21 protein-coding genes, 1 tRNA gene and 1 pseudogene are annotated in these 24,360 nt (G+C 65.2%); 6 read left to right on the top strand and 17 right to left on the bottom strand.

What is annotated here, in order from left to right; genetic code table 11:
• Positions 1–182 precede the first annotated feature (182 nt).
• Together AQZ52_RS01725 and AQZ52_RS01730 are read left to right on the top strand one after the other, a co-directional pair.
• On the top strand, positions 183–1,919 hold the full coding sequence (locus AQZ52_RS01725; RefSeq protein WP_067906230.1) for a DUF1800 domain-containing protein: 1,737 nt from the start codon (positions 183–185) through the stop codon (positions 1,917–1,919).
• Positions 1,920–1,931: 12 nt separating this feature from the next.
• Entirely contained in the window at positions 1,932–3,284 is a 1,353-nt protein-coding gene (locus AQZ52_RS01730) for a DUF1501 domain-containing protein (RefSeq protein ID WP_067906231.1), read from the top strand.
• A 211-nt stretch (positions 3,285–3,495) separates the two neighbouring features.
• On the opposite strand, the gene nusG is transcribed toward AQZ52_RS01730, so the two are convergent.
• From nusG to AQZ52_RS01755, 5 genes are all read right to left on the bottom strand, one after another.
• Complete coding sequence (gene nusG, locus AQZ52_RS01735; RefSeq protein ID WP_067906232.1) at positions 3,496–4,032, bottom strand: transcription termination/antitermination protein NusG; 537 nt, start codon at positions 4,030–4,032, stop codon at positions 3,496–3,498.
• Positions 4,033–4,059: 27 nt separating this feature from the next.
• Complete coding sequence (gene secE, locus AQZ52_RS01740; RefSeq protein WP_067909189.1) at positions 4,060–4,254, bottom strand: preprotein translocase subunit SecE; 195 nt, start codon at positions 4,252–4,254, stop codon at positions 4,060–4,062.
• A gap of 307 nt (positions 4,255–4,561) precedes the next feature.
• Positions 4,562–5,608: an NAD(P)-dependent alcohol dehydrogenase gene (locus tag AQZ52_RS01745; RefSeq protein ID WP_067906233.1), complete on the bottom strand. Its 1,047-nt coding sequence runs from the start codon at positions 5,606–5,608 to the stop codon at positions 4,562–4,564.
• 113 nt (positions 5,609–5,721) lie between these two features.
• Positions 5,722–5,797: transfer RNA gene (locus AQZ52_RS01750), tRNA-Trp, on the bottom strand.
• A 90-nt stretch (positions 5,798–5,887) separates the two neighbouring features.
• A complete protein-coding gene (locus AQZ52_RS01755) occupies positions 5,888–7,075 on the bottom strand; it encodes a calcium-binding protein (protein WP_067906234.1) in 1,188 nt (395 codons plus the stop codon).
• 142 nt (positions 7,076–7,217) lie between these two features.
• On the opposite strand from AQZ52_RS01755, the gene aat reads away from it, so the two are divergent.
• Positions 7,218–8,012: a leucyl/phenylalanyl-tRNA--protein transferase gene (gene aat, locus AQZ52_RS01760; RefSeq protein ID WP_205626402.1), complete on the top strand. Its 795-nt coding sequence runs from the start codon at positions 7,218–7,220 to the stop codon at positions 8,010–8,012.
• 35 nt (positions 8,013–8,047) lie between these two features.
• On the opposite strand, the pseudogene AQZ52_RS17995 reads toward aat, so the two are convergent.
• Both AQZ52_RS17995 and AQZ52_RS01770 read right to left on the bottom strand, forming a co-directional pair.
• Positions 8,048–8,458: pseudogene (locus AQZ52_RS17995) on the bottom strand (DUF2155 domain-containing protein); the annotation flags it as partial.
• The gene (locus AQZ52_RS01770) at positions 8,458–8,871 is read right to left on the bottom strand and encodes an NADH:ubiquinone oxidoreductase subunit NDUFA12 (RefSeq protein ID WP_067906236.1); all 414 of its coding nucleotides are present in this window, start codon (positions 8,869–8,871) and stop codon (positions 8,458–8,460) included. The gene AQZ52_RS01770 and the pseudogene AQZ52_RS17995, both read right to left, overlap by 1 nt.
• A 156-nt stretch (positions 8,872–9,027) precedes the next feature.
• On the opposite strand from AQZ52_RS01770, the gene AQZ52_RS01775 reads away from it, so the two are divergent.
• Complete coding sequence (locus AQZ52_RS01775; RefSeq protein WP_067906237.1) at positions 9,028–10,056, top strand: medium chain dehydrogenase/reductase family protein; 1,029 nt, start codon at positions 9,028–9,030, stop codon at positions 10,054–10,056.
• 13 nt (positions 10,057–10,069) lie between these two features.
• On the opposite strand, the gene AQZ52_RS01780 is transcribed toward AQZ52_RS01775, so the two are convergent.
• Positions 10,070–10,591, bottom strand: a complete 522-nt coding sequence (locus tag AQZ52_RS01780) for a DUF192 domain-containing protein (protein ID WP_420806437.1) — start codon at positions 10,589–10,591, stop codon at positions 10,070–10,072.
• Positions 10,563–11,159, bottom strand: coding sequence for a regulatory protein RecX (locus AQZ52_RS01785; RefSeq protein WP_067906238.1), 597 nt, complete (start codon positions 11,157–11,159; stop codon positions 10,563–10,565). The genes AQZ52_RS01780 and AQZ52_RS01785 overlap by 29 nt, the downstream gene beginning before the upstream one ends.
• Before the next feature lie 119 nt (positions 11,160–11,278).
• On the opposite strand from AQZ52_RS01785, the gene AQZ52_RS01790 reads away from it, so the two are divergent.
• Positions 11,279–13,036 carry a fatty acyl-AMP ligase gene (locus AQZ52_RS01790; protein ID WP_067906239.1) on the top strand — a complete coding sequence of 586 codons (1,758 nt, stop codon included), beginning with the start codon at positions 11,279–11,281 and terminating at the stop codon, positions 13,034–13,036.
• Positions 13,037–13,170: 134 nt separating this feature from the next.
• On the opposite strand, the gene AQZ52_RS01795 is transcribed toward AQZ52_RS01790, so the two are convergent.
• Genes AQZ52_RS01795 through AQZ52_RS01805 form a run of 3 tightly spaced genes read right to left on the bottom strand, consistent with a single transcriptional unit; the run spans position 13,171 to position 15,474 of the window.
• Positions 13,171–13,476, bottom strand: coding sequence for a polyhydroxyalkanoic acid system family protein (locus AQZ52_RS01795; RefSeq protein WP_067906240.1), 306 nt, complete (start codon positions 13,474–13,476; stop codon positions 13,171–13,173).
• Positions 13,476–14,261, bottom strand: coding sequence for a hypothetical protein (locus tag AQZ52_RS01800; protein WP_067906241.1), 786 nt, complete (start codon positions 14,259–14,261; stop codon positions 13,476–13,478). Before AQZ52_RS01800 ends, AQZ52_RS01795 begins: the two co-directional genes overlap by 1 nt.
• 7 nt (positions 14,262–14,268) lie before the next feature.
• Positions 14,269–15,474, bottom strand: a complete 1,206-nt coding sequence (locus AQZ52_RS01805) for a toxic anion resistance protein (RefSeq protein ID WP_067906242.1) — start codon at positions 15,472–15,474, stop codon at positions 14,269–14,271.
• A 184-nt stretch (positions 15,475–15,658) separates the two neighbouring features.
• Here AQZ52_RS01805 and AQZ52_RS01810 point away from each other — a divergent pair, with 184 nt between their 5' ends.
• Complete coding sequence (locus tag AQZ52_RS01810; protein ID WP_205626403.1) at positions 15,659–16,390, top strand: SDR family NAD(P)-dependent oxidoreductase; 732 nt, start codon at positions 15,659–15,661, stop codon at positions 16,388–16,390.
• Between the two features lie 37 nt (positions 16,391–16,427).
• Here the strand turns inward: AQZ52_RS01810 and recQ are convergent, their stop codons facing one another.
• From recQ to metH, 5 genes are all read right to left on the bottom strand, one after another.
• Positions 16,428–18,215, bottom strand: coding sequence for a DNA helicase RecQ (recQ, locus tag AQZ52_RS01815; protein WP_067906243.1), 1,788 nt, complete (start codon positions 18,213–18,215; stop codon positions 16,428–16,430).
• Positions 18,216–18,289: 74 nt separating this feature from the next.
• A complete protein-coding gene (locus AQZ52_RS01820; RefSeq protein ID WP_156424745.1) occupies positions 18,290–19,045 on the bottom strand; it encodes a hypothetical protein in 756 nt (251 codons plus the stop codon).
• Between the two features lie 68 nt (positions 19,046–19,113).
• On the bottom strand, positions 19,114–20,322 hold the full coding sequence (locus tag AQZ52_RS01825) for a serine hydrolase domain-containing protein (RefSeq protein ID WP_067906245.1): 1,209 nt from the start codon (positions 20,320–20,322) through the stop codon (positions 19,114–19,116).
• A complete protein-coding gene (locus AQZ52_RS01830; protein ID WP_067909201.1) occupies positions 20,319–21,503 on the bottom strand; it encodes a cation:proton antiporter in 1,185 nt (394 codons plus the stop codon). The genes AQZ52_RS01825 and AQZ52_RS01830 overlap by 4 nt, the downstream gene beginning before the upstream one ends.
• Positions 21,504–21,688: 185 nt before the next feature.
• The gene (gene metH / locus AQZ52_RS01835; RefSeq protein WP_067906246.1) at positions 21,689–24,319 is read right to left on the bottom strand and encodes a methionine synthase; all 2,631 of its coding nucleotides are present in this window, start codon (positions 24,317–24,319) and stop codon (positions 21,689–21,691) included.
• Positions 24,320–24,360: the final 41 nt, after the last annotated feature.

Below are 24,360 nucleotides of genomic sequence, written 5' to 3' on the forward strand. Positions count from 1 at the left end.
GACAGGGACTGTGAATGGTGGCGAAAACAAGGTGTACCGCAACCGGGGCGGGCGTTTAGGTCGTTTTGCAAACCATCCGCAATTCTCGCTACGTAATACCTTTAGCCAACGTCCAGAAATCGCGGTGCCTGCCACGGCGCCCCCCTGTTGCGAGGTTGAGCATGAGGGTACAGTCAAAATACATGAAGGTGCGCGCGCGGACCTTGAGCCGGCTTGCACCAGCACTTGTTGCGGCGCTGGCCTACGGGCTTGGCGGTGCCCTCGTCCTCCCTGTAGCCGCGCAGGCCCAGACCGCCCCGGGGGCGACGATTTCGGCGCAGGATGCGGAGCGCTTCCTCCAGCAGGCAACGTTTGGCTATTCGGACGCGGACATCGCACTTGTGCAATCAATTGGCTATTCGGCATGGATCGACAAGCAATTTGCCATGCCGGTGCAATACTCTCACCTCGATGCATATAATAGCATCTTTCCGACTATAAAAGATTCAAACATTAACCCCATTCATCCCGGGATGTGGATTGGTTTTACAAAAGACGATCAGCTGAGACAGCGCTATCTTTTTGCAATATCGCAAATACTGGTCAATTCTACTTATGTGAATGCGACGCAGGATTATGGGCGAGCCATGGCGCGCTACGTGGATATCCTGCAGACGACAGGTCTGACGACATTCGGTGAGCTGTTGACGCAAGTGTCGCTGAGCCCGGCGATGGGTGCCTTCCTTTCCAACCTGTACAATCGCGGTGACAGCAGTTTGCCCGGGACACAGCCTGACCAGAATTATGCCCGCGAGGTGATGCAGCTGTTTTCGATCGGCTTGTGGCAACTCAATCCGGATGGAAGCCGCAAGCTCGATGCCAATGGGCAGCCCATCCCGACCTATACGCAGGCTGACGTGGTGGGAATTTCCAAGGCCCTCACCGGTTTCGGGCTGAAGGGCGCGACTGCGGATGATTGGGAATACACCAACTGCTTTTGCCAGCCCCCCGCAGAGCCGGCTGTGCAGATGAAGCCCATGGAGGGCAACAACTCGTACCACTCCTCGTCGGAGAAGAAGTTCCTCGGCGTCACGATCAAGGCTGGTGCGACCAAACCGATTACGGATCTCAAGGTCGTGATGAACCGCCTTGTGAGGCATCCCAATGTCGGCCCCTTTATCGGCCGGCAGCTGATCCAGCGCTTCGTGACAAGCAATCCGAGCCCGGCTTACATCGCCCGCGTCTCAGCCGTTTTCGACAACAACGGGGCGGGCGTGCGCGGCGACATGAAGGCGGTGATCAAGGCCATTCTGCTCGATCCGGAAGCGCGCGATCCAGCCAAGGCAGCCGACCCCACGTTCGGCCGCATCCGCGAACCGATCCAGCGCTATGCCCAGATCCTGCGCGTGTTCAACGCCAAGCCCGGCGATGATCCCAATGATTTCGGCATTCCGACCTGGGACTATGACAGCCACAAGGGCCTGTGGCAGTCGCCGCTCCATGCCCATACCGTGTTCAACTTCTACTATCCCGATTACAAACCGGCCGGGACCGAGCTTTTCAAACGCGAACTGGTCTCGCCCGAGATGCAGATCACGACCGCTGCGTCAGTCGGGGATATCGACGACTTCATGTGGAACACGCTGCTTTATGCAGGCCTGACGAAATATGTCGATGAGGCGCATCCCAATGCCATCACACTGCAACTCGATTACAGCGATTGGCTGCCGCTGGTGCGGACGCCCACAGCGCTGATCGAGAAAATGAACCAGCGATTCATGGCCGGGCAGATGTCTGCCGCTCTCAAACGGCAGATCCGCGATTCCATGGCGGCCATTACGGACGATTGGGCTCAGACCAGCGGCGGCCTTCCCCAGCTCAAATTCGCCCGGGCCATGCGGGTCATGATCGCATCCGCAGAATACGTCGTTCAGAAGTAGGAGAGGAAGTCCATGACCCACGCAGCCTCGCGCCGCGAATTCCTCCGCCAGGCCAGTGCCTTTGCTGCTGCCGGCATTGCCTCCCCATTTGCGATGAGATTTGCCGGAATTGCCGCAGCATCGGCGCAAACCGCGAGCGATTACAAGGCCCTCGTCTATGTCGCGCTGGGTGGTGGCAACGACCATCTGAGCAGCATCGTGCCCTACGACATGCCATCCTATACGAACTATGCGAATGTGCGGAAGGACCTGGCCCTTGCACGCGCCAAGCTGCTGCCGCTCACCGCAGCGAGCCAGCAAAAAGGGCTACAGATCGCCCTCAGCCCCCGCTTGACCGGCATTCGCAAGCTCTACAATGCCGGCCGTATCGCCGTCGTGGCCAACGTCGGCCCGCTGCTCGAGCCGACTACGCGCGCCGACATCGATGCTGGCCGGGCGAAGCTGCCCCGCCTGCTGGGCTCGCATTTCGACCAGAGTAACATGTGGGCGAGCCTCAACGAGGCCAGCGAATATGGCTGGGGCGGGCGCATGGCAGACATCATGGCCTCCACCAATGCCCATCCCATCGCCACGACCATTTCATCGGCGGGATATACCCGCTTCGGGATGGGCGCCAACACGTATGCCTTTGCCGTCTCGAACGATGGTGTGCCGCAGCCCTATTTCGAACCGGGATCGCCCTTTGAACGCGCGGTAACCGGATCGGGGACGCGGACCAATCTGCTCGAGAAAGCCTATGCGCAGGCCCATGAAACCCTGCGGGACGAATCCGCCATCCTGAACGGCGCCATTTTGCCGGACGCGACATTCGGCCAGACCCCCGGCGGCGGCGAGAACGAACTGGCCAACAGCCTGCGCACCATCGGCCGCCTGATCGGCGCAAGCAGCGCGATCGGGGCGCGGCGTCAGGTATTCTACGTCGAACTGGGCGGGTTCGACACCCACAGCGAACAGAACATCTGGCACCCCCAGCTGATGACCAAGCTGAACAGTGCGCTGGTCTTCTTCGATTCCATGCTCGGCAAGCTCGGGATGCGGGACAAGGTCACGCTGTTCACCACATCAGAATTCGGTCGCAACTTCGTGCCCAATGAAGATGGCACCGATCACGGCTGGGGATCGCATCATCTCGTCATGGGCGGCGCGGTCAACGGCGGGAACATCTACGGCAAGCTGCCCGCCATCAACGTCAACGGTCCGGACACGACCTATGAGGGTGGGCCGATGCTGCCTAGCACGTCGGCCTCGCAATACGCTGCAACACTCGGGAGGTGGATGGGGATCAGCGAGAGCGACCTTGCCGATATTCTGCCCGATCTGGCGCGCTTCGATGCGAAAGATCTGGGCTTCATGAAAAAGGCCTGAGGCCCGGCGTTGATGCCGAATCCGGAGCTAACGGCGGCATTTCAGGCAGCCCACAACACTTCGGGCTGCAAAGGCAGCTGGCCCTTGCAGCCCGTAAGGCTGGTTCTATCGCTTGAAGGGCCCCTTCGGTCCGCCTTTGGCGAACCACCTCGCCCAGACCTCTCCCCACCGGGGAGGGGAGCGCATGGGGCATGGTTCGTGCGGGCTGATGTTACTTGACGAGTTCGACTTCTTCGAAGCTCAGTTCGACCGGGGTGGCGCGGCCGAAGATGGAGACGGCGACCTTGACGCGCTGCTTCTCGAAATCCAGCTCTTCCACGGTTCCGTTGAATGAGGCGAACGGACCGGCGTTGACCTTGACCGAATCGCCGATCTCGTAATCGACGAGGACCTGCTTGCGCGGTTCGGCGGCAGCGGCCTCGCGCGCGCCGAAGTAGCGGGCGGCTTCCTTGTCGGAAATCGGCTGCGGCTTGTTGTTGTTGCCGAGGAACCCGGTGACCTTGGGCGTGTTCTTCACGAGGTGGTAGATGTCATCATTCATCGCGAGCTTGGCGAGGACGTAGCCGGGCATGAACTTGCGCTCGACCTGGACCTTCTTGCCGCGCTTCACCTCGGTGACGGTTTCGGTGGGCACCTCGACCGCCTCGACCAGCTGCGAGAGGCCGATGCGCTCGGCCTCGGAGAGGATCGCTTCCTTCACCTTGTTCTCGAAGCCGGAATAGGCGTGAATGATGTACCAGCGGGCCATGGGCAGTCCTTGAATTGGGTCGAGAGATCAGGCGAGCGACAGGAGCGAGCGCACGATCAGGCTGAAGATCGAATCGATGCCGAGGAAGAACACTGCAAGGATGAGCATCATGATGCCGACGAAGATTGCGGTCGTGGTCGTCTCGGCGCGGGTCGGCCAGATCACCTTGCGCGCTTCGGCGCGGACCTGGTTGATGAATTCACCGGGGCTGATCTTTGCCATCGTGTTCCTGCCAATCACATCAACTTGAGGCCGCACGTCCATCGCGCGGTTTCCACGGCTTCCGGCTAGGCCTCATCGCCGCCCCGGACAGGTCCGGGAGGGGCAGGCGAGGTTTCCGATGTCGGAAGAGCCCTGCATTTAGGGCCTAGCCCCGCCCTTGGCAAGAGCGCGGGACTCCGTTTGCGCCCCGTGCGGATGGCACGGGGCGTGGCTGCACCGGGGCAAGCCACAGCCCGGACGCCCGTTCAGCGTCCTCGCGGGAGTGGCCAGGCGGGGAATTGGCCGGTGCGCAATCCGCCCCAGCGGCTCAAATGGTCTTCGTATCGATCACGAAGCGGTAGCGCACATCGCTCTTCACCATGCGCGCATAGGCGGCCTCGATCTCGTCCATGCGAATCAGCTCGATGTCCGAGACCACGCCATTCTCGGCGCAGAAATCCAGCATCTCCTGCGTTTCCGCGATGCCGCCGATGAGCGAGCCGGCAATGCTGCGGCGGCGCGTCAGCAAGTGGAACAGCGTGGGCATCGGGTGCGGCTTTTCCGGCCCGCCGACCATCACCATCGTCCCGTCACGGGTGAGCGTGAGCAGGAAGGGATCGAGATCGTGGCTGTGCGAGACGGTGTTGATGATGAGATCGAGGCTCTCGCGGGCGGCCTTCATGGCGGCCTTGTCGGTCGAGACGACGACATGGTGCGCGCCGAGATCGAGGATGGCCTGCCGCTTGGCGGGATTGGTGGTGAAGCCGGTGACTTCGGCACCCAGCGCGCGGGCGAGCTTGATGCCCATGTGGCCAAGACCGCCGATGCCGACGACGCCGACTCGCTTGCCGGGGCCCGCTTGCCAGTGGCGCAAGGGCGACCACGTGGTGATCCCGGCGCAGAGCAGCGGCGCGACCGCGGCGAGTTGCTCCGGCTTGTGGCGGATCGAAAGAACATAGGCCTCGTCCACCACGATAGTCTGCGCATAGCCGCCGAGCGTGTGCCCGGGCGCATCGGGCGAGGGCGAATTGTAGGTGCCGGTCATGCCGCTGGCGCAGAATTGCTCCAGCCCATCGCCGCAGGCCGCGCAAGTCCGGCAGCTATCGACGATGCAGCCGACACCGACCGTGTCCCCAGCGGCGAATCGGGTGACGGCGCTGCCCACGGCGCTGACCGTGCCGACAATCTCGTGCCCCGGCACGCACGGGAAGAGGGTGCCGCCCCATTCGCCGCGCACCGTATGGAGATCGGAATGGCACACGCCGCAAAAGGCGATGGCGATCACCACGTCCTTCGGACCGGGCTCGCGGCGCTCGATGACGAAAGGGCCGAGCGGCTGGTCGGCGGCGTGGGCGGCATAGGCCTTGACGTTCATGGCACGGAAACTTTCGGCAGGAGGAGCGGCACTGGCGCGCACCATGGCAGCCGGCGCGTGGCGCGACAAACTCTCGAAAGTGGGAAGCGGGCGCCAGGTCCTTCAGCAGGACCTGGCAGGAGTGGAGGGACTCGAACCCCCGGCCCTCGGTTTTGGAGACCGATGCTCTACCAACTGAGCTACACTCCTGTGCCGGAGGAGTGCCCTTAGTGGGTTGCCGCGCGCAGCGCAACTGCAGATGCGCCAACTGCTCCGGCATGACGGATCGGCGCCATGCGATCAGAAAAAGAACGGCGGGACGACCGAAAACAGGCTGAAATCGAGCAGTGGGTGGTGATCATTGCCGACAATCGCGAACTGGACTGCCGCCTGCCCACCCGCGCCGTCCGCATCGAAATAGAGTGCGCCGGTCGCCGTGTCGTAGACGATGCGATCCGAGGCGTCGTGCGCCTGCGTCGCACCGTCTGCGGCGTAGAACTGATCCGCCTTGAGGGCGCCATTGGACATGCCGACAAAGGCGGATCGGGAAAGACGGATCGTGTCGCCCTGGCCGGCGCGCATGTCCACAATCGTGTCGATCCCGGTGCGAATATCGGAAAACCCGAACATGTCTGCACCGGTACCGCCGATGAGGATATCGCTGCCTTTCCCGCCGACCAGAAAATCATCGCCGGCACGCCCGTCCAGCCGGTCATTGCCAGCAAGCCCGCGAAACTCGTTGGAGCCGTCTGTGCCGGTGAACCGGTCTCCAAAGGCGCTGCCTTCGATGTTTTCGACAAGAACTAAGGTATCGCTGCCAATTCCGGTAGCCTGTGCGCGCGTCAATGCGAGATTGACCGTGACCCCCGCCCGGGCGCCGACGAAATGGACGGTGTCGTACTCCGCCCCGCCATGGAACAGGTTGTTGCCCTCGACATCATAGAGATCATCGTGGCCCGGGCCGCCGTAGAGCTTGTCGTTCCCCGCTCCGCCGTAGAGCGTATCGTAACCGCCCCCGCCGCTCAGTCGGTCGTCCCCGGCGTACCCGTTGGCGACGTCGGCATTGTGGCCAAGTTCGATATCGTCATTGCCCGAAAAGATGCGCGCGGCGAGCGTGGCATCGGGATTGGACGACTTTTGCGCGGCCGCGATGTCTGCCGCGGTCAGGGAAAGGCCGGACAGCGTGTACGCCTCCGACGCATAGTCGCCCCACGTGACATGCAGCGCACTGATGGTTCCCGCGGCAAGGGCGCTTGTGCCTGAGGCAAAGGCAAGGCCTGTCCCGCCGAAATGAAAGTCGTAAGGCTCGGTCACGATATCAGAAAGGGGAATCATAACACGAAAGCTCGCGACATCGGGAAACGTTTCGGTCCCGATCGTGAGATCGCCGTGCGTAATTTTCGGTTCGAGCCCGGCGCTGAAATAGGTTGCCACCTTGAACTGGCTCAACTGGAAGTTGCCGCCCCAGCTGGTATTGAGCTTGACCATGGCACAATTCTCCTGCTTCTGATTCATAACAATGCTTCATCTTCAGACCAACCAAGAATTGGGTGATGAACACCGGATCGGACCCAGCCACGCAGGCGAGGCTTGACGCAGACACAGCAAGCGGCAGAAGCTGCGTGTGCCGATGAAGAGCGACACCTCGATCATCCCGCCCGAGCTTTTGCTGCAGGCCTATCGTGCCGGCATTTTCCCGATGTCGGACAGCCGGGACGATCCGGACGTCTATTGGGTCGAGCCGCGGATGCGGGCAATCCTGCCGCTGGAGGGCTTCCACCTCTCGCGCAGCCTGGCGCGCACCTTGCGGCGGGGGCGCTTCCGGGTGACCTGCAACGAGGCGTTCGATGCGGTGATCGATGCCTGCGCCGCCCCGCGCCTCGATGCCGAGGACAGCTGGATCAGCCACCGCATCGCCGCAAGCTACCGCGAGCTGCATCGCCAAGGACACGCGCATTCGATCGAAACCTGGCAGGATGGGCCCGGCGGCACGGAAATTCTGGTCGGCGGGCTCTATGGCGTCGGATTTGACCGGGTGTTCTGCGGCGAGAGCATGTTCAGCCGCACCAGCGACGCTTCCAAGGTCGCGCTGGCATGGCTCGTTGCGGCGCTGCGGCGCGCCGGGGCGGAACTGCTCGATTGCCAGTTCACCACGCCGCACCTTGCTTCGCTGGGCGCGGTGGAAATCACCCAGGCCCGCTATCTCGATCTGCTCAAACGGGCGCTGATACCGGCGGCCCGGCGTCAGGCCGGGGGCGAACCTTCGGCGGCGGCCGGCGCGGCGGCAGCCGGAGCAGACGTAACGGCCGCGGGCGCTGGCGGCTTGCCCGCCGGCTTTGCCGCGCTGCTCGTCGATGCGGCGGCGGCAGGGCTATCCTCCTCGCCGGGGAACTTCATCGCACAGTCCTTGACCCACACGTCGTAGACCGGATGCTCGACCACGTTGAGGGCGGGGGCATTCTTGAACAGCCAGCCCGAGAAGACCTTGTGCCAGGCGAGCCGTTCGCGGGTCGTCGCGCGTTCCTCGACGAAGAGCTGGACAAATGCGCCCGTTTCCGGCGGATCCTCCCACGGCGCGGTCCGCTCGCAGGTGGCCAGCTTGATGATCGCATTGCCGATGCGGCGCGATTCGCCGCTCTTCAGCTGGACGATCTGCGTGATGTTGTTGCGCTTGTTCAGGAAACCCAGCGTCGCGACGCGGTCCTTGACCGGTGTGCCGAACTCGCTTTCGACCACGCCCGATGCATTGGCAGCCGGGCCGGCGCCTTGCGTTGCCTCGCTAGGCGGCGGGGCTTCGGCGTTCTTGTTGCCGCCGCATGAACCAAGCGCCAGCAAAGCCGGCGCCAGCAGCAGCGGTGCGAAGCGGCGCATCAGCCTTCGGGCGACCAGGCTTCGTAGTCACCCGTGGCGCGGGCGCGCTTGCCACCGCGCTCGAGCGCACCCTGCGGGCGATAGGCGGCCGAGGTACCGGTAGCGTTGGGCGTGAATTCCACTTCCCAGATACGCGGCGCAGGCAGGTTGCTTTCCGGCGTGCCATCGAAATTGCCATGGAGCCACCCGTGCCATTCGGCAGGCACGCGGCTGGCATCATTTGGGCCGTTGTAGATCACCCAGCGGCGCTCGCTCCCCGCGAAGGGGTGGCCCTTGGGATAGGGTTTGCGCGAGCGGTAGTAGGTGTTGCCCTGCGCGTCCTGGCCGACTTTCACGCCATTGCGGGCGCTGTCGAGCATGGTGCCGAAGGTGGCGCCGTCCCACCAGGTGAAGATCTTGCCGAGGATGCTCATGGGTTGCGCGCTTAGCGTCTCAAAGGGGGTTTGGGCAAGAGGGGGTTGGGCTGGCGATGGATGGATCGTTTCGGTACGTTCGCACGGCATAGGGGATTGCATTGCCGCCCTGCCCCCATAGTCTGACGCGGCAACCCCTCGCAGCGGGACAGACACATGGCCTGGCAGCATATCCGCATCAGCCACTTCGGAGGGCCGGACGTCCTTGAACTGGCAACCGAGGAAGCCCTGCCCGAGCCCGGGCCCGGCGAAGTGCGCATCAAGGTGCTGGCGGCGGGAACCGGCTTCACCGACACGTTCATCCGCATGGGCCGCTATCCCGATTTCAAGGGCCCGCTGCCCTTCACGCCGGGCTACGACCTTGTCGGCACGGTCGATGCGCTGGGCGCCGGCGTGACGGGGTTGACCCCGGGCCAGATGGTGGCCGACCTGACTGTCGTGGGCGGCTATGCGCAATACGCAGTGCGCCGGGCTGCCACGCTGGTGCCGGTGCCGGAAGGGATCGATCCCGCCGAGGCGGTGTGCCTGCCACTGGCCTACATGACGGCCTACCAGATGCTGGCGCGGGCGGCGGGCATTGAGGCTGGCGCCACGATCCTCGTGATCGGCGCTTCGGGCTCGGTCGGCTCCGCCCTGCTCGATCTGGCACGGGCCATGGGACTGCGCGCGATCGGCACCTGTTCGGCCGCGAACATGGCGGTCGTCGAAAGCCACGGCGCGGAAGCGATCGACTACCGCGCGGAGGATTTCACCGCCGCCGTGCTGCGCGCGACCGGCGGGCGCGGGGTAGATGCCGCATTCGATGCCATCGGCGGCGCGCATTTCAAGCGCACCTTCGCCGCGCTGGCGCCGGGCGGCGTGCTTGTCGGCTATGGCTCGCAAACCATGGCGACCGGCGGGGAAAGCCTGATTGCGGCGGGGCTCGGCCTCCTGCGGCTCAGGCTGTGGACCCTGCTGAGCCCGCTTTGGGGCGGACGACGCGCGGTGTGGTATTCCATCACCGACCGCCGCAAGGCCCATCCAGAGCAGTTCGCCGAGGACATGGCCAAGCTGCTGAGCTGCTTGAAGGATGGCAGGATCCGGCCGGTCGTGGCAGCCCGTCTGCCCCTTTCCGCCGCCGCCGATGTCCACCGGCGGATCGGAAAGGGCGGTATCGGCGGAAAGGTCGTGTTACTGCCCTGGTGATGGCGCCGGGGGCTTACCAGGTGACAGTGTCGCCCGGTTTGAGACCGATCTGCGCCGCACGGCCACCGTTCAGTTCGAGCACGCCCGAGGCATTGCCGTCCGACGGCAGCGGGGTCTCGTCATAAGGTACCGCATTGGCCGCCACGTTGAGCACCTTGTGGTCCGGGCCGATGAAGATGATATCGAGCGGAATCACCGTGTTCTTCATCCAGAACGCGATCGGCCGGGGCGCAGCCATCGGGAAGATCATCCCCTCGTCCGCACCCATCTTCTCGCGGAACATGAGGCCGCGCTCCTGCTCGGCAGGGCTGGCAGCGACCTCGACCTGGAAGACGTGCGGGCCGCCGGCGGTCCTGACGGTGAGCGGCACCACAGTGAGGCCCGAAACCGGATGGACCGGAGCAGCAGCTGCAGGAGCGGCGCTGGCCGAGCCCTGCGCGCTGGTCGATCCGGCGGCGAGCGGCGAGCACCCGACAGCAGCAATCAGGAGGGCGAGACCGGCAGCTCTATTCCACGGCATCTTCAGCATGTTCATCAGCCCATTCTTCCAGTTCGTCCAAACCCTGCGCATCCATCACCCGGCGAACATGGTCAAGCCCGTGCCCGGCACGCATGTAGGCAGCCAGATGCTTGGCACGCATGGCAGGATCAAGACACGGCCCGGCTGAATAGGGCCAGAACCGCTTGCGCCGGGCAAAGGCCAGCACGGCGCGGCGCCGCTCGGTCTCGCTACCACGCACTGCGCTGCGCAAGGCCGGCGCGATCCCGTCGTGATCCAGCGCCGTCTCGATCCGCCGCACGCCGTATCCGCGCCGACGCAGACCCTCGCTCTTGGCCGCGGCATAGGCGGCATCATCAAGATAGCGGCGGTCTGCCATGCGCGCGACAATGGCCGCGACATCCGGGGGCGAATCCCCGGCCCAGCCACGTTCGCGCAGTTTACGCCCGAGATATGTCGATAGGCGCCCGGAACTCGTGGCGAAGCGGGCCACATAGGCGAGCGCCAGTGCATCGAGCGCGGGCTGATCGAGCGGTGGCGGCGGTGTTTTCTGCCGTGTGCCGCCGGCTCGGCCCGTCGTGCGCCCGGAACTGGTAAACGCCATGCCACATTCGTGCCACAGTCCCGCGCAAATGGGAACATCCCGCAAGATTTGCGGGGACAGAGCAGGCCGTTAGGGCCCCATTTTACGTTTCAACAAGACCAAAAAGACGGGGTAACGCAATGACTGTCCTGGATACCGCCGCCCGCCCGGCGCTGGTTCCCACGCCCAATGACGATGGGCGCCCCCGGCGTTTTGCCGATTTCAGCACCTTTTGCGAGGCGCTCGATTTCGCCGCAGAAGGGCCATGCGGCCTCAATTTCCACGATGCGCGCGGGACGCTGGTCCGCGTCTACCCCTTTGCCGAACTGCGCGGCGATGCGCTGATCGCCGCACGCCGGCTGATCGCGATGGGTGTCCAGCCGGGTGACCGGATCGCCCTGATCGCCGAGACCGGTGCCGATTTTGCCGCGCTGTTCTGCGGCGCGATGTATGCGGGCGCGTGGCCGGTGCCGCTGCCGCTGCCGACCAGCTTCGGTGGCAAGGAGAACTACATCGACCAGCTATCGGTGCAGATCACCAGTTCGGACCCCGCGATGCTGATCTACCCGGACGAGATTGCCGCGATCTGCGCGGCGGCCGCGGCACGCTGCGGCTGCAAGGGGCTGACCTGGCAGGAGTTTGCGGCGGCGGCGGAGCCGGCGGATACAGCGCTGCCGACGCCGGACCCGGACGCGATTTCCTATCTCCAGTATTCGAGCGGATCGACCCGCTTCCCCCATGGCGTGGCGGTGACGCACCGGGCGCTGATGTCGAACCTCGCCGGCCATTCGCACGGCATGAAGTTCCAGCCTGGCGACCGCGCGATCAGCTGGCTGCCCTGGTATCACGACATGGGCCTTGTCGGCTGCTTCCTCTCGCTCATCGCCAACCAGGTTTCCGCCGATTACCTCAAGACCGAGGACTTCGCGCGCCGTCCGCTGGCGTGGCTGGATCTGATCAGCCGCAACCAGGGCACCTCGATGTCCTACTCGCCGACCTTCGGCTATGACATCTGCGCGCGCCGCATCTCGAGCCAGAGCAACGTGGCCGATCGTTTCGACCTTTCGCGCTGGCGCATCGCGGGCAACGGGGCGGACATGATCCGGCCCGACGTGATGCAGAACTTCGTCAACGCCTTTGCCGATGCCGGCTTCAAGGCTGCCGCCTTCCTGCCGAGCTATGGCCTTGCCGAAGCGACGCTGGCCGTCACGGTCATGCCGCCGGGCGAAGGCATCCGTGTCGAACTCGTCGAGGAAGAGCGTCTTTCGGGAACCCCGCGCGATCTGTCTCGCCCGGCGCGCTACCGCGCCATCGTCAATTGCGGCAAGGCGGTGCGCGGCATGGAAGTGGCCGTGCGCGGCGAGCAGGGCGAGGCGCTGGCCCACCACCATATCGGCAAGGTGTGGTGCCGGGGCTCCTCGGTGATGCATTCCTACTTCCGCGATCCCGAGGCGACCGCAGCCTGTATGGTGGATGGCTGGCTCGATACCGGCGACATGGGCTACCTCAACGAGGAAGGCTACCTGTTCATCGTCGGCCGGGCGAAGGACATGATCATCATCAACGGCAAGAACCACTGGCCGCAGGATATCGAATGGGCGGTGGAGCAGCTACCCGGCTTCCATCAGGGCGATATCGCGGCATTCTCGGTGGAAACCGAAAACGGCGAGGAAACGCCCGCCGTGCTCGTGCACTGCCGCGTGTCCGATCCCGAAGAGCGTGTGAAGCTGCGCGATCAGATCCGCGAGAAGGTGCGCGCGATCACCGGCATGAACTGCGTGATCGAGCTCGTGCCGCCGCGCACGCTGCCGCGCACCAGTTCGGGCAAGCTGAGCCGAGCGAAGGCCAAGAAGCAGTACCTGTCAGGCGAGATCGAGCCCTACAGCCTGGCGGCGTGAGCCGAGATCCAGTCCCTCCTGCTGCGTCATTGCAAGGAACGCAGTGACGGAGCATCAAGAGCGTTAGTGCACGTCGCTCCGGATTGCTGCGCTGCGCTCGCGATGACGAAGGTAGACCGAGAGCGCCCAGGCCCCTACCCCACCAGCTTCTCGCCCTTTTCCCGCACGGCGGCTTCGATCATGCGGCGGGCAAAGCCGGCACCGGCGGGGATCTCGACCTCGAAGTCGAGCGCGGTTTCGGCAATCGTGGCGGTACAGGGGATCGTGTAGCCCATCGCGCTGACCATGAGCCCGAGGGTGTCTTCGTCAGTCCAGCTGGTTTCGACAGTGGCAAGGCCGCCCAGCATGCCCCTGGCCTTGTCTTCCGCCTCGCCCAGCCTGGCCGCCATGCGGCGGCGCAGTTCGTCCTTGCCGAGGGTGTGGGGGATCGAGACGCGCATCAGTTTTCGGCCTTCGGAGCGGCGAGTTGCGGCGCGGCCTGTTCGAGCCCGTCGCCATACTTGTAATCGAGGAAGCGGCCGCGCACGGCAAGGGCATCGAGATCGCCCGCCGCGAGCTGACGGGTGACGGCGTCGATCTCCGCGCTGATCTTGCCGAGGCCGTCGGCCAGTTGCTGATCGGCGGTGCGCCCGTCGCGCTGTTCGCGGCGCAAGTTCGCCGGGATGCGGCGATAGGTTTCGACCATGCCGGGCAAGTGCTCGCCCACCAGCTTGCGGACTTCCACGACGGCGGGCTCGGCGGGATCGACACCTTCGAGTTGGAGGCCAAGGCTATCGAGCTGGACGCCGATCTGATCGACGAGGGTGACGGCCGGCACGGGCAGCGCGGGCCGCTGCGCTTCAAGCCACAACTCGGTGCGCGCGACCATCGCGCGCACGTCGCCGCGGTTGAGCGTGCCGAGTTCGGGCACTTTCATGCGAGGGTAGGTGCCCAGCAGGGCGATCGCGCCGACGATGGCGAGGAAGGTGAGCACGATCCCGGTGAAGCCGATGCCATCGATCACCAGCCCGGTGACGAGCGCGGCAAACAGGATGGCCATGACCGCGAAGGCCATGCGTGCGGCCTTGCGAGCGAAGTGCAGCCGTTTCAGTTCGGCAGAGCGTCGCCCGATGGACCTGCCGCCCCCCAGAGTCACAGTGGCGCGCCGCCCGCCCGCCTGCTGACGCTGCAGGCTGGCGCGCGCCTCCGCGAGGATGCGGCTGCTGTCGGTCGCGGATTCGGCCATGGCGAAATCAGCCCTCGATGCTCAGCAGCGGCGAGGTGGCGTCCCCCTCCAGCTTGGCCTGCGCAGCGCCTTCGGCACGCGCGATATAGCCCTTGGACTTCTCGACCTCGCCCGAAAGCGTATCGACCGTCTGCTTCATCGCATCGAGCGCCTTCAGCTTGAACGTATCGATGGTGTCCATCGTCTCGTAGATGTTCTGGAACGCGCGCTGCAGCGTTTCCAGCGGGATCGTGGAGGAGGCAGCCATCTCGTGGATCTTGCCGGTCTGCTCGCGCAGCAGCTTGCCCGTGGAATCGATGATGTTCGCGGTCGTCGTGTTCAACGCGGTGATCTGCGAGAGCACAAGGCGCTGGTTGGTCATCGCCTGCGCGACGGTGACGGCGGTGCGCAGGGCGGCAACAGTGGTCGTGCTGGCGCGGTCAACACCCTTCACCAGCTCGACGTTGTTCTTCTTGACCAGATCGAGCGCGAGATAGCCCTGCACGGTGACAGCCATCTGCGTGAGCAGATCCTGCGTGCGCTGGCGGGTATAGAACAGGGCGCTTTCGCGGACCGCCTTGGCCTTGGCCGGATCGGTGTGATCGAGATCCGCCGCGGCATCCTCCAGCTTCTGATCGAGCACCTTGGAGATGTGGATCATCTGCTCGAGGTTGCCCATCGCTTCCCAGAGCTTGCCGCGCTCCACGTCGATGGCGGCATTGTCCATCAGGAGCTCGTCCTTGCCCGAAGCGAGGCGATCGAGGATCGCCTTGATGTGGCCCTGCGAGGACTGGTAGCTGTCGAAATAGGTCTTCAGCCTGTTGCCGAAGGGGATGATGCCGAAGATCTTGCGCGGGCCGGAGAGCTTGCCCTGCCGGCCGGGATCAAGCTCCTCCACCGTGCGGCGCAGCGCGGCGAGATCGGCGCCGACACCGCTGTCCTTGTCCATCGCGCGGACCGGTCGATCAAGGAAGCGGTTCGACATGCCGGCGGCGGCGACGATTTCCTTGCGGCCCATGTTGGCGAGCTGATCGACGCGCTTGCCGAACTCCGGGCTTGCCGCATCCTGCGCGACGAGATCGGCAACGAAGGCATCCGCGCGGGCTTCAAGCCTGGACTTGGTGTCATCCGTGACGGGCACCAGGCCGGCGGCCTGGGTTGGCGCGACCACGGGCACCGGATCGGGCGGGGTCAGGGTGATCGGAGTTGCGGTATCGGTCGGGTTACTGGCCATGGCTGTGCGTCTCATTCCCCCTGCGGGCGCCTGATATCGCAATGTGGCGTGCCGAGAGCCGGTTCGCAAGCTGTATTGGTGAGATAATACAGCATGGATCCGCCCCTTGCCTGAAGGGCCTGCCTTGATGGCCTGCCTTTAGGGTCTGCTCGACACCGGCGGCACGAAAGGCCAAGCCGTAGCCATGAGTTCGACTTTCCCCGCCCTGCGCTGCGCCGTATTCGGTGCATCCGGCGGCGTGGGCGGCGCGCTCGCCGCAGCGCTGGCGGCCCGCGACGACGTGGCCGAAGTCCACGCCGGATCGCGGCGCGGCGATGGACCGAGCGGCGGAAAGCTGCGGCCTTTCACATTCGACTTGCAGGACGAGGCCACAATGGCTTGCGCCTGTGCCGCCATTGGCGGGCCGCTCGACATCGTGCTGATCGCTACTGGCCGCCTCACCCGTGCGGACGGGACGGGGCCGGAAAAATCCTGGCGCGCGCTCAGCGCGGATGGGATGGCGGAGCTGTTTGCCATCAACACGATCGGCCCTGCCCTGATCGCCAGGCACACACTGCCGCTGCTGCGGCGCGACGGACGGGCGGTTTTTGCCGCACTTTCCGCGCGGGTCGGCTCCATTTCCGACAACCGGCTTGGCGGCTGGCACGCCTACCGTGCGAGCAAGGCCGCCCTCAACATGCTGGTCAGGAACCTTGCGCTGGAGCTGGCCCGCACGCACCCGCAGGCCATCGCGGTGACGCTCCATCCGGGAACGGTGGACACGGCGCTTTCCGCCCCGTTCCAGCGCGGAGTGGCAGCGGAGAAGCTGTTCACGCCGGCGTTTTCGGCAGCGGCACTGCTGGGGGTGCTGGACACGCTGAGCCCGGCGGACAGCGGCGGGCTGTTTGCGTGGGACGGGGCGAAGATTCCGTTCTGACGCCCTCCACCCGTCATCGCGAGCCAGGTGAAGCAGCTCAGAACGCCCGGACAACCTCGAGGAACCGATCTCCGTAGGCCTCGAGCTTGCGCGCGCCAACGCCGCCGATGGCACCGAGTTCCTGCAACGAACCTGGTCTGCTCGCGGCCATGTCTCGCAGAACGGAATCATGGAAGATGACGTAGGGCGGCACCCCGGCCTCCTGCGCGAGTTCGCGGCGCAGCGCGCGCAGGGCCTCGAACAAGGGATCGCCGATGGGGTTGGGCTCACCTTCCGCGGCGCGGCGGCGGCGGGAGGTGCGTTCGGCCTTGGGTGCGACGACGAGATCGAGGCGGCCCTCTCCCTTGAGCAGGGCGCGGGCATCACCGCCAAGCATGAAGCCGCCGTGTTCGTTGGTGACAAGCGTGCCGCGGGCCTGCAGCGCGCGCGCGACAGGGCGCAGCAGTGCGGCTTCCTCTCCCGGGACGATGCCGAAGACGGAAAGCTGATCGTGGCCGCGATCGGTGACGCGTTCGTCGGCCGCGCCGGTGAGGACCTTTTCGAGATAGCCAAGGCCGAACATCTGGCCGGTGCGGTAGACCGCGGAGAGCAGCTTGCGGGCGAGTTGGGTCGCATCCGTCACGCCCGGGGCGTGAAGGCAATTGTCGCAATTGCCGCAGGTCTCGGGCGGATGCTCCCCGAAGTGGCGGAGGAGGACAGCGCGGCGGCAAGTCGGCGTTTCGACGAGATTCGCCAAGGCATCGAGGCGGGCGCGTTCGCTGGGCTGGCGGTGCTCCTCCACTTCGCCGATACGCATCCGCGCGCGCGCGAAATCGTCCGCACCCCAGAGCATAAGCGCGACCGCGTCATCACCGTCGCGGCCGGCGCGGCCGGTTTCTTGATAGTAGCCCTCGATCGACTTGGGCAGGCCGGCGTGGGCCACGAAGCGCACGTCGGGCTTGTCGATCCCCATGCCGAAGGCAACGGTGGCGACCATGACCATGTCTTCCGAGGCGACAAAGGCAGCCTGGTTGGCAGTGCGCAGTTCGGCGGGGAGGCCGGCGTGGTAGGCCAGGACGCGGCGACCCGTTTCCGCCAGCTGAGCCGCCAGCTTCTCGACCCCGTTGCGGGTGGGCGCATAGACGATGCCGGGGCCGGGCTGCTCACCCAGCAGAGCCCTGAGCTGGCGCAGCGCATTGTCGCGCGGGGTGATGCGGTAGCGGATGTTGGGCCGATCGAACCCGGCGATGACGAGGCCGTCTTCACGAATGCCGAGCTGGGCCAGGATATCGGCGCGGGTATGCCGGTCTGCCGTGGCGGTAAGCGCGAGGCGCGGCACCTCGGGAAAGGCATCGAGCAGCGGGCGCAGTAGGCGGTAGTCCGGGCGGAAATCGTGGCCCCATTCGGAGACGCAGTGCGCTTCGTCGATGGCGAAGAGCGCGGGCGGCGAACGGGTGAGCAGCTCGCGGAAATGGGGCTGGCTGGCACGTTCGGGGGCGACGTAGAGCAGATCAAGCTGGCCGCTGCGGAAGCGCTCGATGGTAAGCTCGCGGTCCATGTCGACGCTGGTGAGCGCAGCGGCGGCGAGACCATTGGCGTTCGCCGCGCGCAGCTGATCGTGCATGAGCGCGATGAGCGGGGAAATGACCACGCAGGTGCCCGGGAGCATCGCGGCCGGGAGCTGGTAGGTGAGCGATTTGCCGGCGCCTGTCGGCATGACCGCAAGGGTCGACCGGCCCGCTAGGACGCGGCTGACGACCTGTTCCTGCACACCGCGGAAGCTCGCAAAACCGAACACCCGGGACAGGGTTGCGCGGGCGTCCTCGAGGGTTTCGGGGATTGGCATGATCACGCCCCCGCCATGGCAGATCGCGCCGCCTTAGGAAAAGCCCTATTGCCTCCGCGCCGGTTTATCCCCGGTCAATTGAACACATCCATGACCCGGTCGCCCTTGAGATCGATGAGTTCGCCGTAGATCGCGACGAGCAGCGCCTGGATGGTGAGCAGGGTCAGGATTGTCGCGGCCACAATGCCGACGAGAAGCGCGATGGCCCCGTAGAAGCCGGCATTGCTCAAGGCATCGGCCCACAGGAAGGCCAGGGCCGCAAACCCGAGGTACATCGCGACAATCGCCAACAGCAGGGCAAGGAAGATCTTGAAGCGAAAGCCCTTGGTCAGCGTGCGGCTGCGGGCGAACGCGCCGAAGACACCGGCTTCCTCGGCCACCAGCGCGGGCACCGATACGCTCCACGCGGCCAGCAGCATGCAACCGGGCACGATAAGCAGGATGAAGCCCAGATAGACCCCTATGAACCACAGTATGGTGAGGCCGAGCACCGGCAAGGTCATCTGCGCGGCAGCGGTGACGCTGTCGCCGACGGTGACATCCTCACCGCGATCGGCCTTGAGCAGGGCACCGGTGACACCGGCCATGCCGGCAGCCATCGTGAGCAGGTAAAGCGCAAGGAACCCGAAGACCACGCCAGAGATCAGCGATATGCTGCCGGCGATGTTGTGGCTGAAGGTGGCCGAAACGCCGAGCGTGGCAATGAGCGCAAAGCTGGCAGCATAATTCACCATCTGGACAAGCAGCAGGAAGATCCCGGCGCTGCGCCAGGTCCGCGCCACAAGACCAGCCGTCCGCGCAAACGTACTTCCGATTTCAAATGATCTCACCGGCTGACCCCATGTCCCGCTTATGCCGCGAGACTAGGGGCATGGCCGGGCCCTGCCAAGGCCTGCTCCTAAGGACGGTGCGCCCGCGCGATGACCGCCTCTTCCGCCGCGGTGAAGGCGCTTCTGCCCTTGGCCGCGTCATCGGGGACGGCGGTGGTGAAGAAGGCGATGCCACGCCCCGTTCCGGGATCGAACCACAGACCCGAGCGCAGACCATAGGCCTCGCCGGGGTGGCCGAGGCGGGAAATGCCATCGCCGAAGGGATCATCGTGGCAGCCCTCGCCTTGGGTGGCGGTGTGCTGGAGGGCAAGCGCGTATGTGCAGAAAAAGCCGTCGGGCTCACCATTCTCGCCGACGCCGTTGCGCCCGCCAAAGCGCCATTCGGGGGTAACCAGCGCGGCGAAGCTGGCGGGCGACAGGAAGCCCTCGCCCCCGCGCGCCAGCATCTGGCCGATGCGGGCAAGGTCCATCATGGAAATGCGCAGGCCGCCTTGCGGGGAGAACAGCGCGCCATTCCAGCCAGGGATATAGGCGGCGAGATCGCATGGGCGGCCGGGCAGGACGACGACCGGGCATTCCGGCAGTCTGCCGTCCAGATCGTCACGGGCGATGCTGCCGTCGGCGCGGTAGAGCACGACGACATGGTCAGCCGCATCCGCATCGCAGCCGGACCAGTTGTAGCAGGCCTTGAGCCCAAGCGGCTGCAGCACGAGGCGCTGCATCAGGCGGTCGAAGCGCTCGCCCGTGGCGGCTTCCATCACCGAGGCGACGACGGGGAAATTGAGATTGGTGTAGTGGAACCAGTCCTCAGTCCTTTGGCCACCGGGTCCATGCGCCGGATCCCACGCGCGGGGGTCGGCAAGGCGCTGGCGCAAGGTTTCGCCAAGCGGGATGATGTAGTCCGCCCCGTCGGTCAGGCCGGTGCGGTGGGAGAGGAGCAGGCGCAGCGTGATCGGCCGCTCCGGAAACTGCGGGTGGCGCAGCGGCCAGCCGAGATAATCCGACACGTCGCGATCAAGATCGAGCGTGCCGGCATCGACCAGCCGCATCACGCCGAGCGCGGTGACGAGCTTGGAGATCGAGGCGATGCGCACCGGATCGCTTGCTGCAACGGGGCGGCCGGACCTCAGATCTGCCGTCCCTTCTACAAGGACGGGGTGGATATCCTTCCGGTCGAAGGTGACCGCGACGGTGACGGGAAATATGACCGGCGTCTGCGCGTGAGCCTCTGCAGCCGGCAGCAGCAGTGCGGCGAGAAGGCGGAGTACCGGCCTCACCCCAGGCCCAGCCTTGCAAGGCGCGGGCGGACATTTGGCACGGTGAGCATCGTGCTCGCGACCGCCATCAGCAGCATCGCGGTGAAGGTTTCGGCGGTGATGATCTGCTTGTCGAGCAGGACGTTGACGAAGATGATCATGATCAGCGCCTTGGTCTGGAGCATCCAGCCGATCACGGCGGCCTCTCCCTTCGGCCAGCCGAGCAAGCGGCCTGCGAGATGGACACCGGCCATCTTGCCGGCCACCGCCGCGACGAGGAACAGCGCCGCCGCGCCGAACACCGCTGCACCGCCGACGCCCCAGTTGGTGCGCAGGCCGGTCGAAAGGAAGAACACCGGCATGACCGCAAGCAGAAGGAAGCTGCGGAAGCCGTCCAGCCGCTCGCGGCTGTACCACTTCGCATCGAGCACCGCGCCGGCAAGGAAGGCACCGACCATGAAGTGGAGGCCCGACCAATCCGCCGCGAAACCGCAGGCGGAGAGCCAGATCAGGCTGACGTACCAGCGATCATTCTCTTCGATCCGCGATACCAGTCGCCGCACCGCCCAGGCCGCGACGGCGAAGATGGCGAGGAACAGTCCCTGCCGCCCAACCCGCTCCCAATCGAGCAGGATGAGCGCGAGGACACCCCAGATCAGCACGTCGTCAAGGCTGGCGTAGCGCAGCAGACGCTGGCCAAACGGCGTGCGGAAGATTTCGAGTTTCTCCATCAACAGCACAAGGATAGGGAGCGCAGTGACGGCGCAGGCCATGCCGATGCCGAGTACCGCCTGGCCATAATTACCCTTGGCCCCGATCCAGCCCGGCTGCTGCAGCAAAAGCGCCGCCGCACCCGCGCCCAGAAGCAGCGGAAAGAGCAGCGCGCAGCCCGCCGTGATGGCCGTTTCGCTCCAGTTATCGAGCGCATCGCCGAGATCGAGTTCGAGCCCGGCGGTGAAGACGAACATCATCACCGCCCACCACGCGACGCCGTTGAGCGCACCGATCACCTGCGGGTTGAACACGAACGCATAGTAGCCCGGAAAGGCCGCGCCGAGCACGCCAGGGCCAAGGATGATGCCGCCGACGATCTGCACCACGACAAGCGGCGCATAATGGTCGGTCCGCAGCAGTCGCCAGAAGGCATAGGGCACGGCGAGAATGATCGTCAGCGCGATCAGGAAGATTTCGGAGGTGCTCATCGTGGGCATAGGAGCAGGATTAGTGCCTTCGGCGGGGAAGGGCCACTGCCCATGTTCTCGCACTCCACAGCATCGTCATTGCGAGCGCTGCGAAGCAATCCAGAGAGCGGGCCGGCATGACGCTCTGGATTGCTTCGCTACGCTCGCAATGACGAAAGGGGGTAGGGTGCGAATAGCCCCTTCGCTCAATCCAGATTGGGGCGCAGCCAGCGTTCCGTGGTCGCGAGATCGAAGCCGCGGCGGACGGCGTAGTCCTCCACCTGATCGCGGCCGATGCGGGCAACGCCGAAGTATTCGCTTTCGGGGTGCGCGAAATAGAAGCCCGAAACGGCAGCGGTGGGGAGCATGGCCTGCGATTCGGTCAGCGTGATGCCCGTGTTTTCGGTGGCATTCAGGAGATCGAACAGGATTGGCTTCAGGGTGTGGTCCGGACAGGCGGGATAGCCGGGCGCGGGGCGGATGCCGCGGTATTGCTCCCTGATCAGCGCCTCGTTGGTGAGCTGCTCGCCAGGGGCATAGGCCCAGAGCGTGGTGCGCACGTGCTGGTGCAGACGTTCGGCAAAGGCTTCGGCGAAGCGGTCGGCGAGCGCCTTCAGGAGGATGTCGTTGTAGTCGTCATGCGCGGCCTGGAAGCGCGCGAGGTGCGGCTCGATCCCATGGATGCCGACCGCGAAGCCGCCGAGCCAATCGCCTTGCGGATCGATGAAATCGGCCAGGCACATGTTCGCGCGGTCGCGGCTCTTGCGGATCTGCTGGCGCAGGAAGGGGAGGCGCACGTGGCGCTCTTCCTCGGCGAGATAGAGGACGACATCGTCTTCCTCGCGGTGGCAGGGCCAGAAGCCCGCGACGCCCTTTGCGGTGAACCACTTTTCGGCGATCACCTGATCAAGCATCTTGCGCGCGTCGGCATAAAGCGAGCGGGCACTTTCGCCGACGATCTCGTCATCGAGGATGGCGGGGTAGTTGCCCGCAAGCTCCCAGGCGCGGAAGAACGGCGTCCAGTCGATGCATTCTGCAAGGTCCGCGAGATCCCATTCGGGGAAGACGTGGAGGCCAGGCTGTTCGGGCGGCGGGGCCTTTTCCGAAAGATCGGGCGCATAGGCATTGGCGCGGGCATCGGCGAGGCTGAGGAGGACCGAGGCCTCCTTGCCGGCGCGCAGATCGCGCACGTGCTGGTATTCGCCTGCCGTCGCCTCGACAAAGCCGTCACGCTGGGTGTCTGAAAGAAGCTGGCTGGCGACACCGACCGCGCGGCTGGCATCGAGCACGTGGACGACGGGTCCATCATAGGCCGGGTCGATGCGCAGCGCAGTGTGCACCTTGCTGGTGGTCGCGCCGCCGATGAGCAGCGGAATGGTGAAACCTGCGCGCTGCATTTCCTCCGCCACGGTCACCATCTCGTCGAGCGAGGGGGTGATGAGGCCGGAAAGGCCGATCATGTCGACATCCTCGGCCTTGGCGACTTCGAGGATCTTCGACCACGGCACCATGACGCCGAGGTCGATCACTTCATAGCCGTTGCACTGGAGCACGACGCCGACGATGTTCTTGCCGATATCGTGGACGTCGCCCTTGACTGTGGCCATGATGATCCGGCCCTTGGGACGCGCGCCTTCCTCCTTCTCCGCCTCGATATAGGGGATGAGGTGGGCGACGGCCTTCTTCATGACGCGCGCGGATTTCACGACTTGCGGCAGGAACATCTTGCCCGAGCCGAACAGGTCGCCGACGGTGTTCATGCCCTGCATCAGCGGGCCCTCGATCACTTCGATCGGGCGGCCGCCGCGCGCGAAGATTGCGGCGCGGGCTTCCTCGGTATCCTCGACGACGTACATGTCGATGCCCTTGACGAGGGCATGTTCGAGGCGGCGGACAACATCCCAGCCGCGCCATTCCTCGGCGGCCTTTTCGGCGACGGCGTCCTTGCCCTTGTAGCTCGCCGCAAGGTTGATCAGCCGCTCGGTCGCATCAGGATGGCGCATGAGGAGCACATCCTCGCAGGCCTCGCGCAGCACGGGATCGATCTGGTCGTAGATATCGAGCTGGCCGGCGTTGACGATGGCCATATCCATGCCGGCGGGGATCGCGTGGTAGAGGAACACCGAGTGCATCGCGCGGCGGACAGTCTCGTTACCGCGGAAGCTGAAAGATAGGTTCGAGAGGCCACCCGAGATATGGACGTGCGGGCAGCGGGCGCGGATTTTGCGCGCGGCCTCGATGAAATCGAGCGCATAGCGATCGTGCTCCTCGATGCCGGTAGCGACAGCGAACACGTTGGGATCGAAGATGATGTCTTCGGCGGGGAAACCGATGCCCAGCAGCAGGTCATAGGCGCGGGCGCAGATTTCGACCTTGCGGGCCTTGGTATCGGCCTGGCCCTTCTCGTCGAAGGCCATGACGACGACGGCAGCGCCATAATCCATGCACTTGCGCGCGGCGGCGAGGAAGGCTTCCTCGCCCTCCTTCATCGAGATCGAATTGACGATGGGCTTGCCCGAAACACACTTGAGCCCGGCCTCGATCACCTCCCACTTCGAGCTGTCGATCATCACCGGCACGCGCGCGATATCGGGCTCGGCGGCAATCAGCTTGAGGAAGGTCGTCATGGCGTGGACCGCATCGAGCAGGCCCTCGTCCATGTTGACGTCGATGATCTGCGCGCCGTTCTCGACCTGCTGGCGCGCCACTTCGACCGCCTTGGTGTAGTCGCCCGCAAGGATCAGCTTCTTGAACGCGGCGGAGCCGGTGACGTTGGTGCGCTCGCCAACATTGACGAAGGAAGAACCGGTGGGGCGGGTTTCGGTATCGGTGGTCATGAGCTGCTCCCCCCTCCCGCATGCGGGAGGGGTCGGGGGTG

The organism is Novosphingobium fuchskuhlense (assembly GCF_001519075.1).
GTDB classification, from domain to species: Bacteria; Pseudomonadota; Alphaproteobacteria; order Sphingomonadales; family Sphingomonadaceae; genus Novosphingobium; species Novosphingobium fuchskuhlense.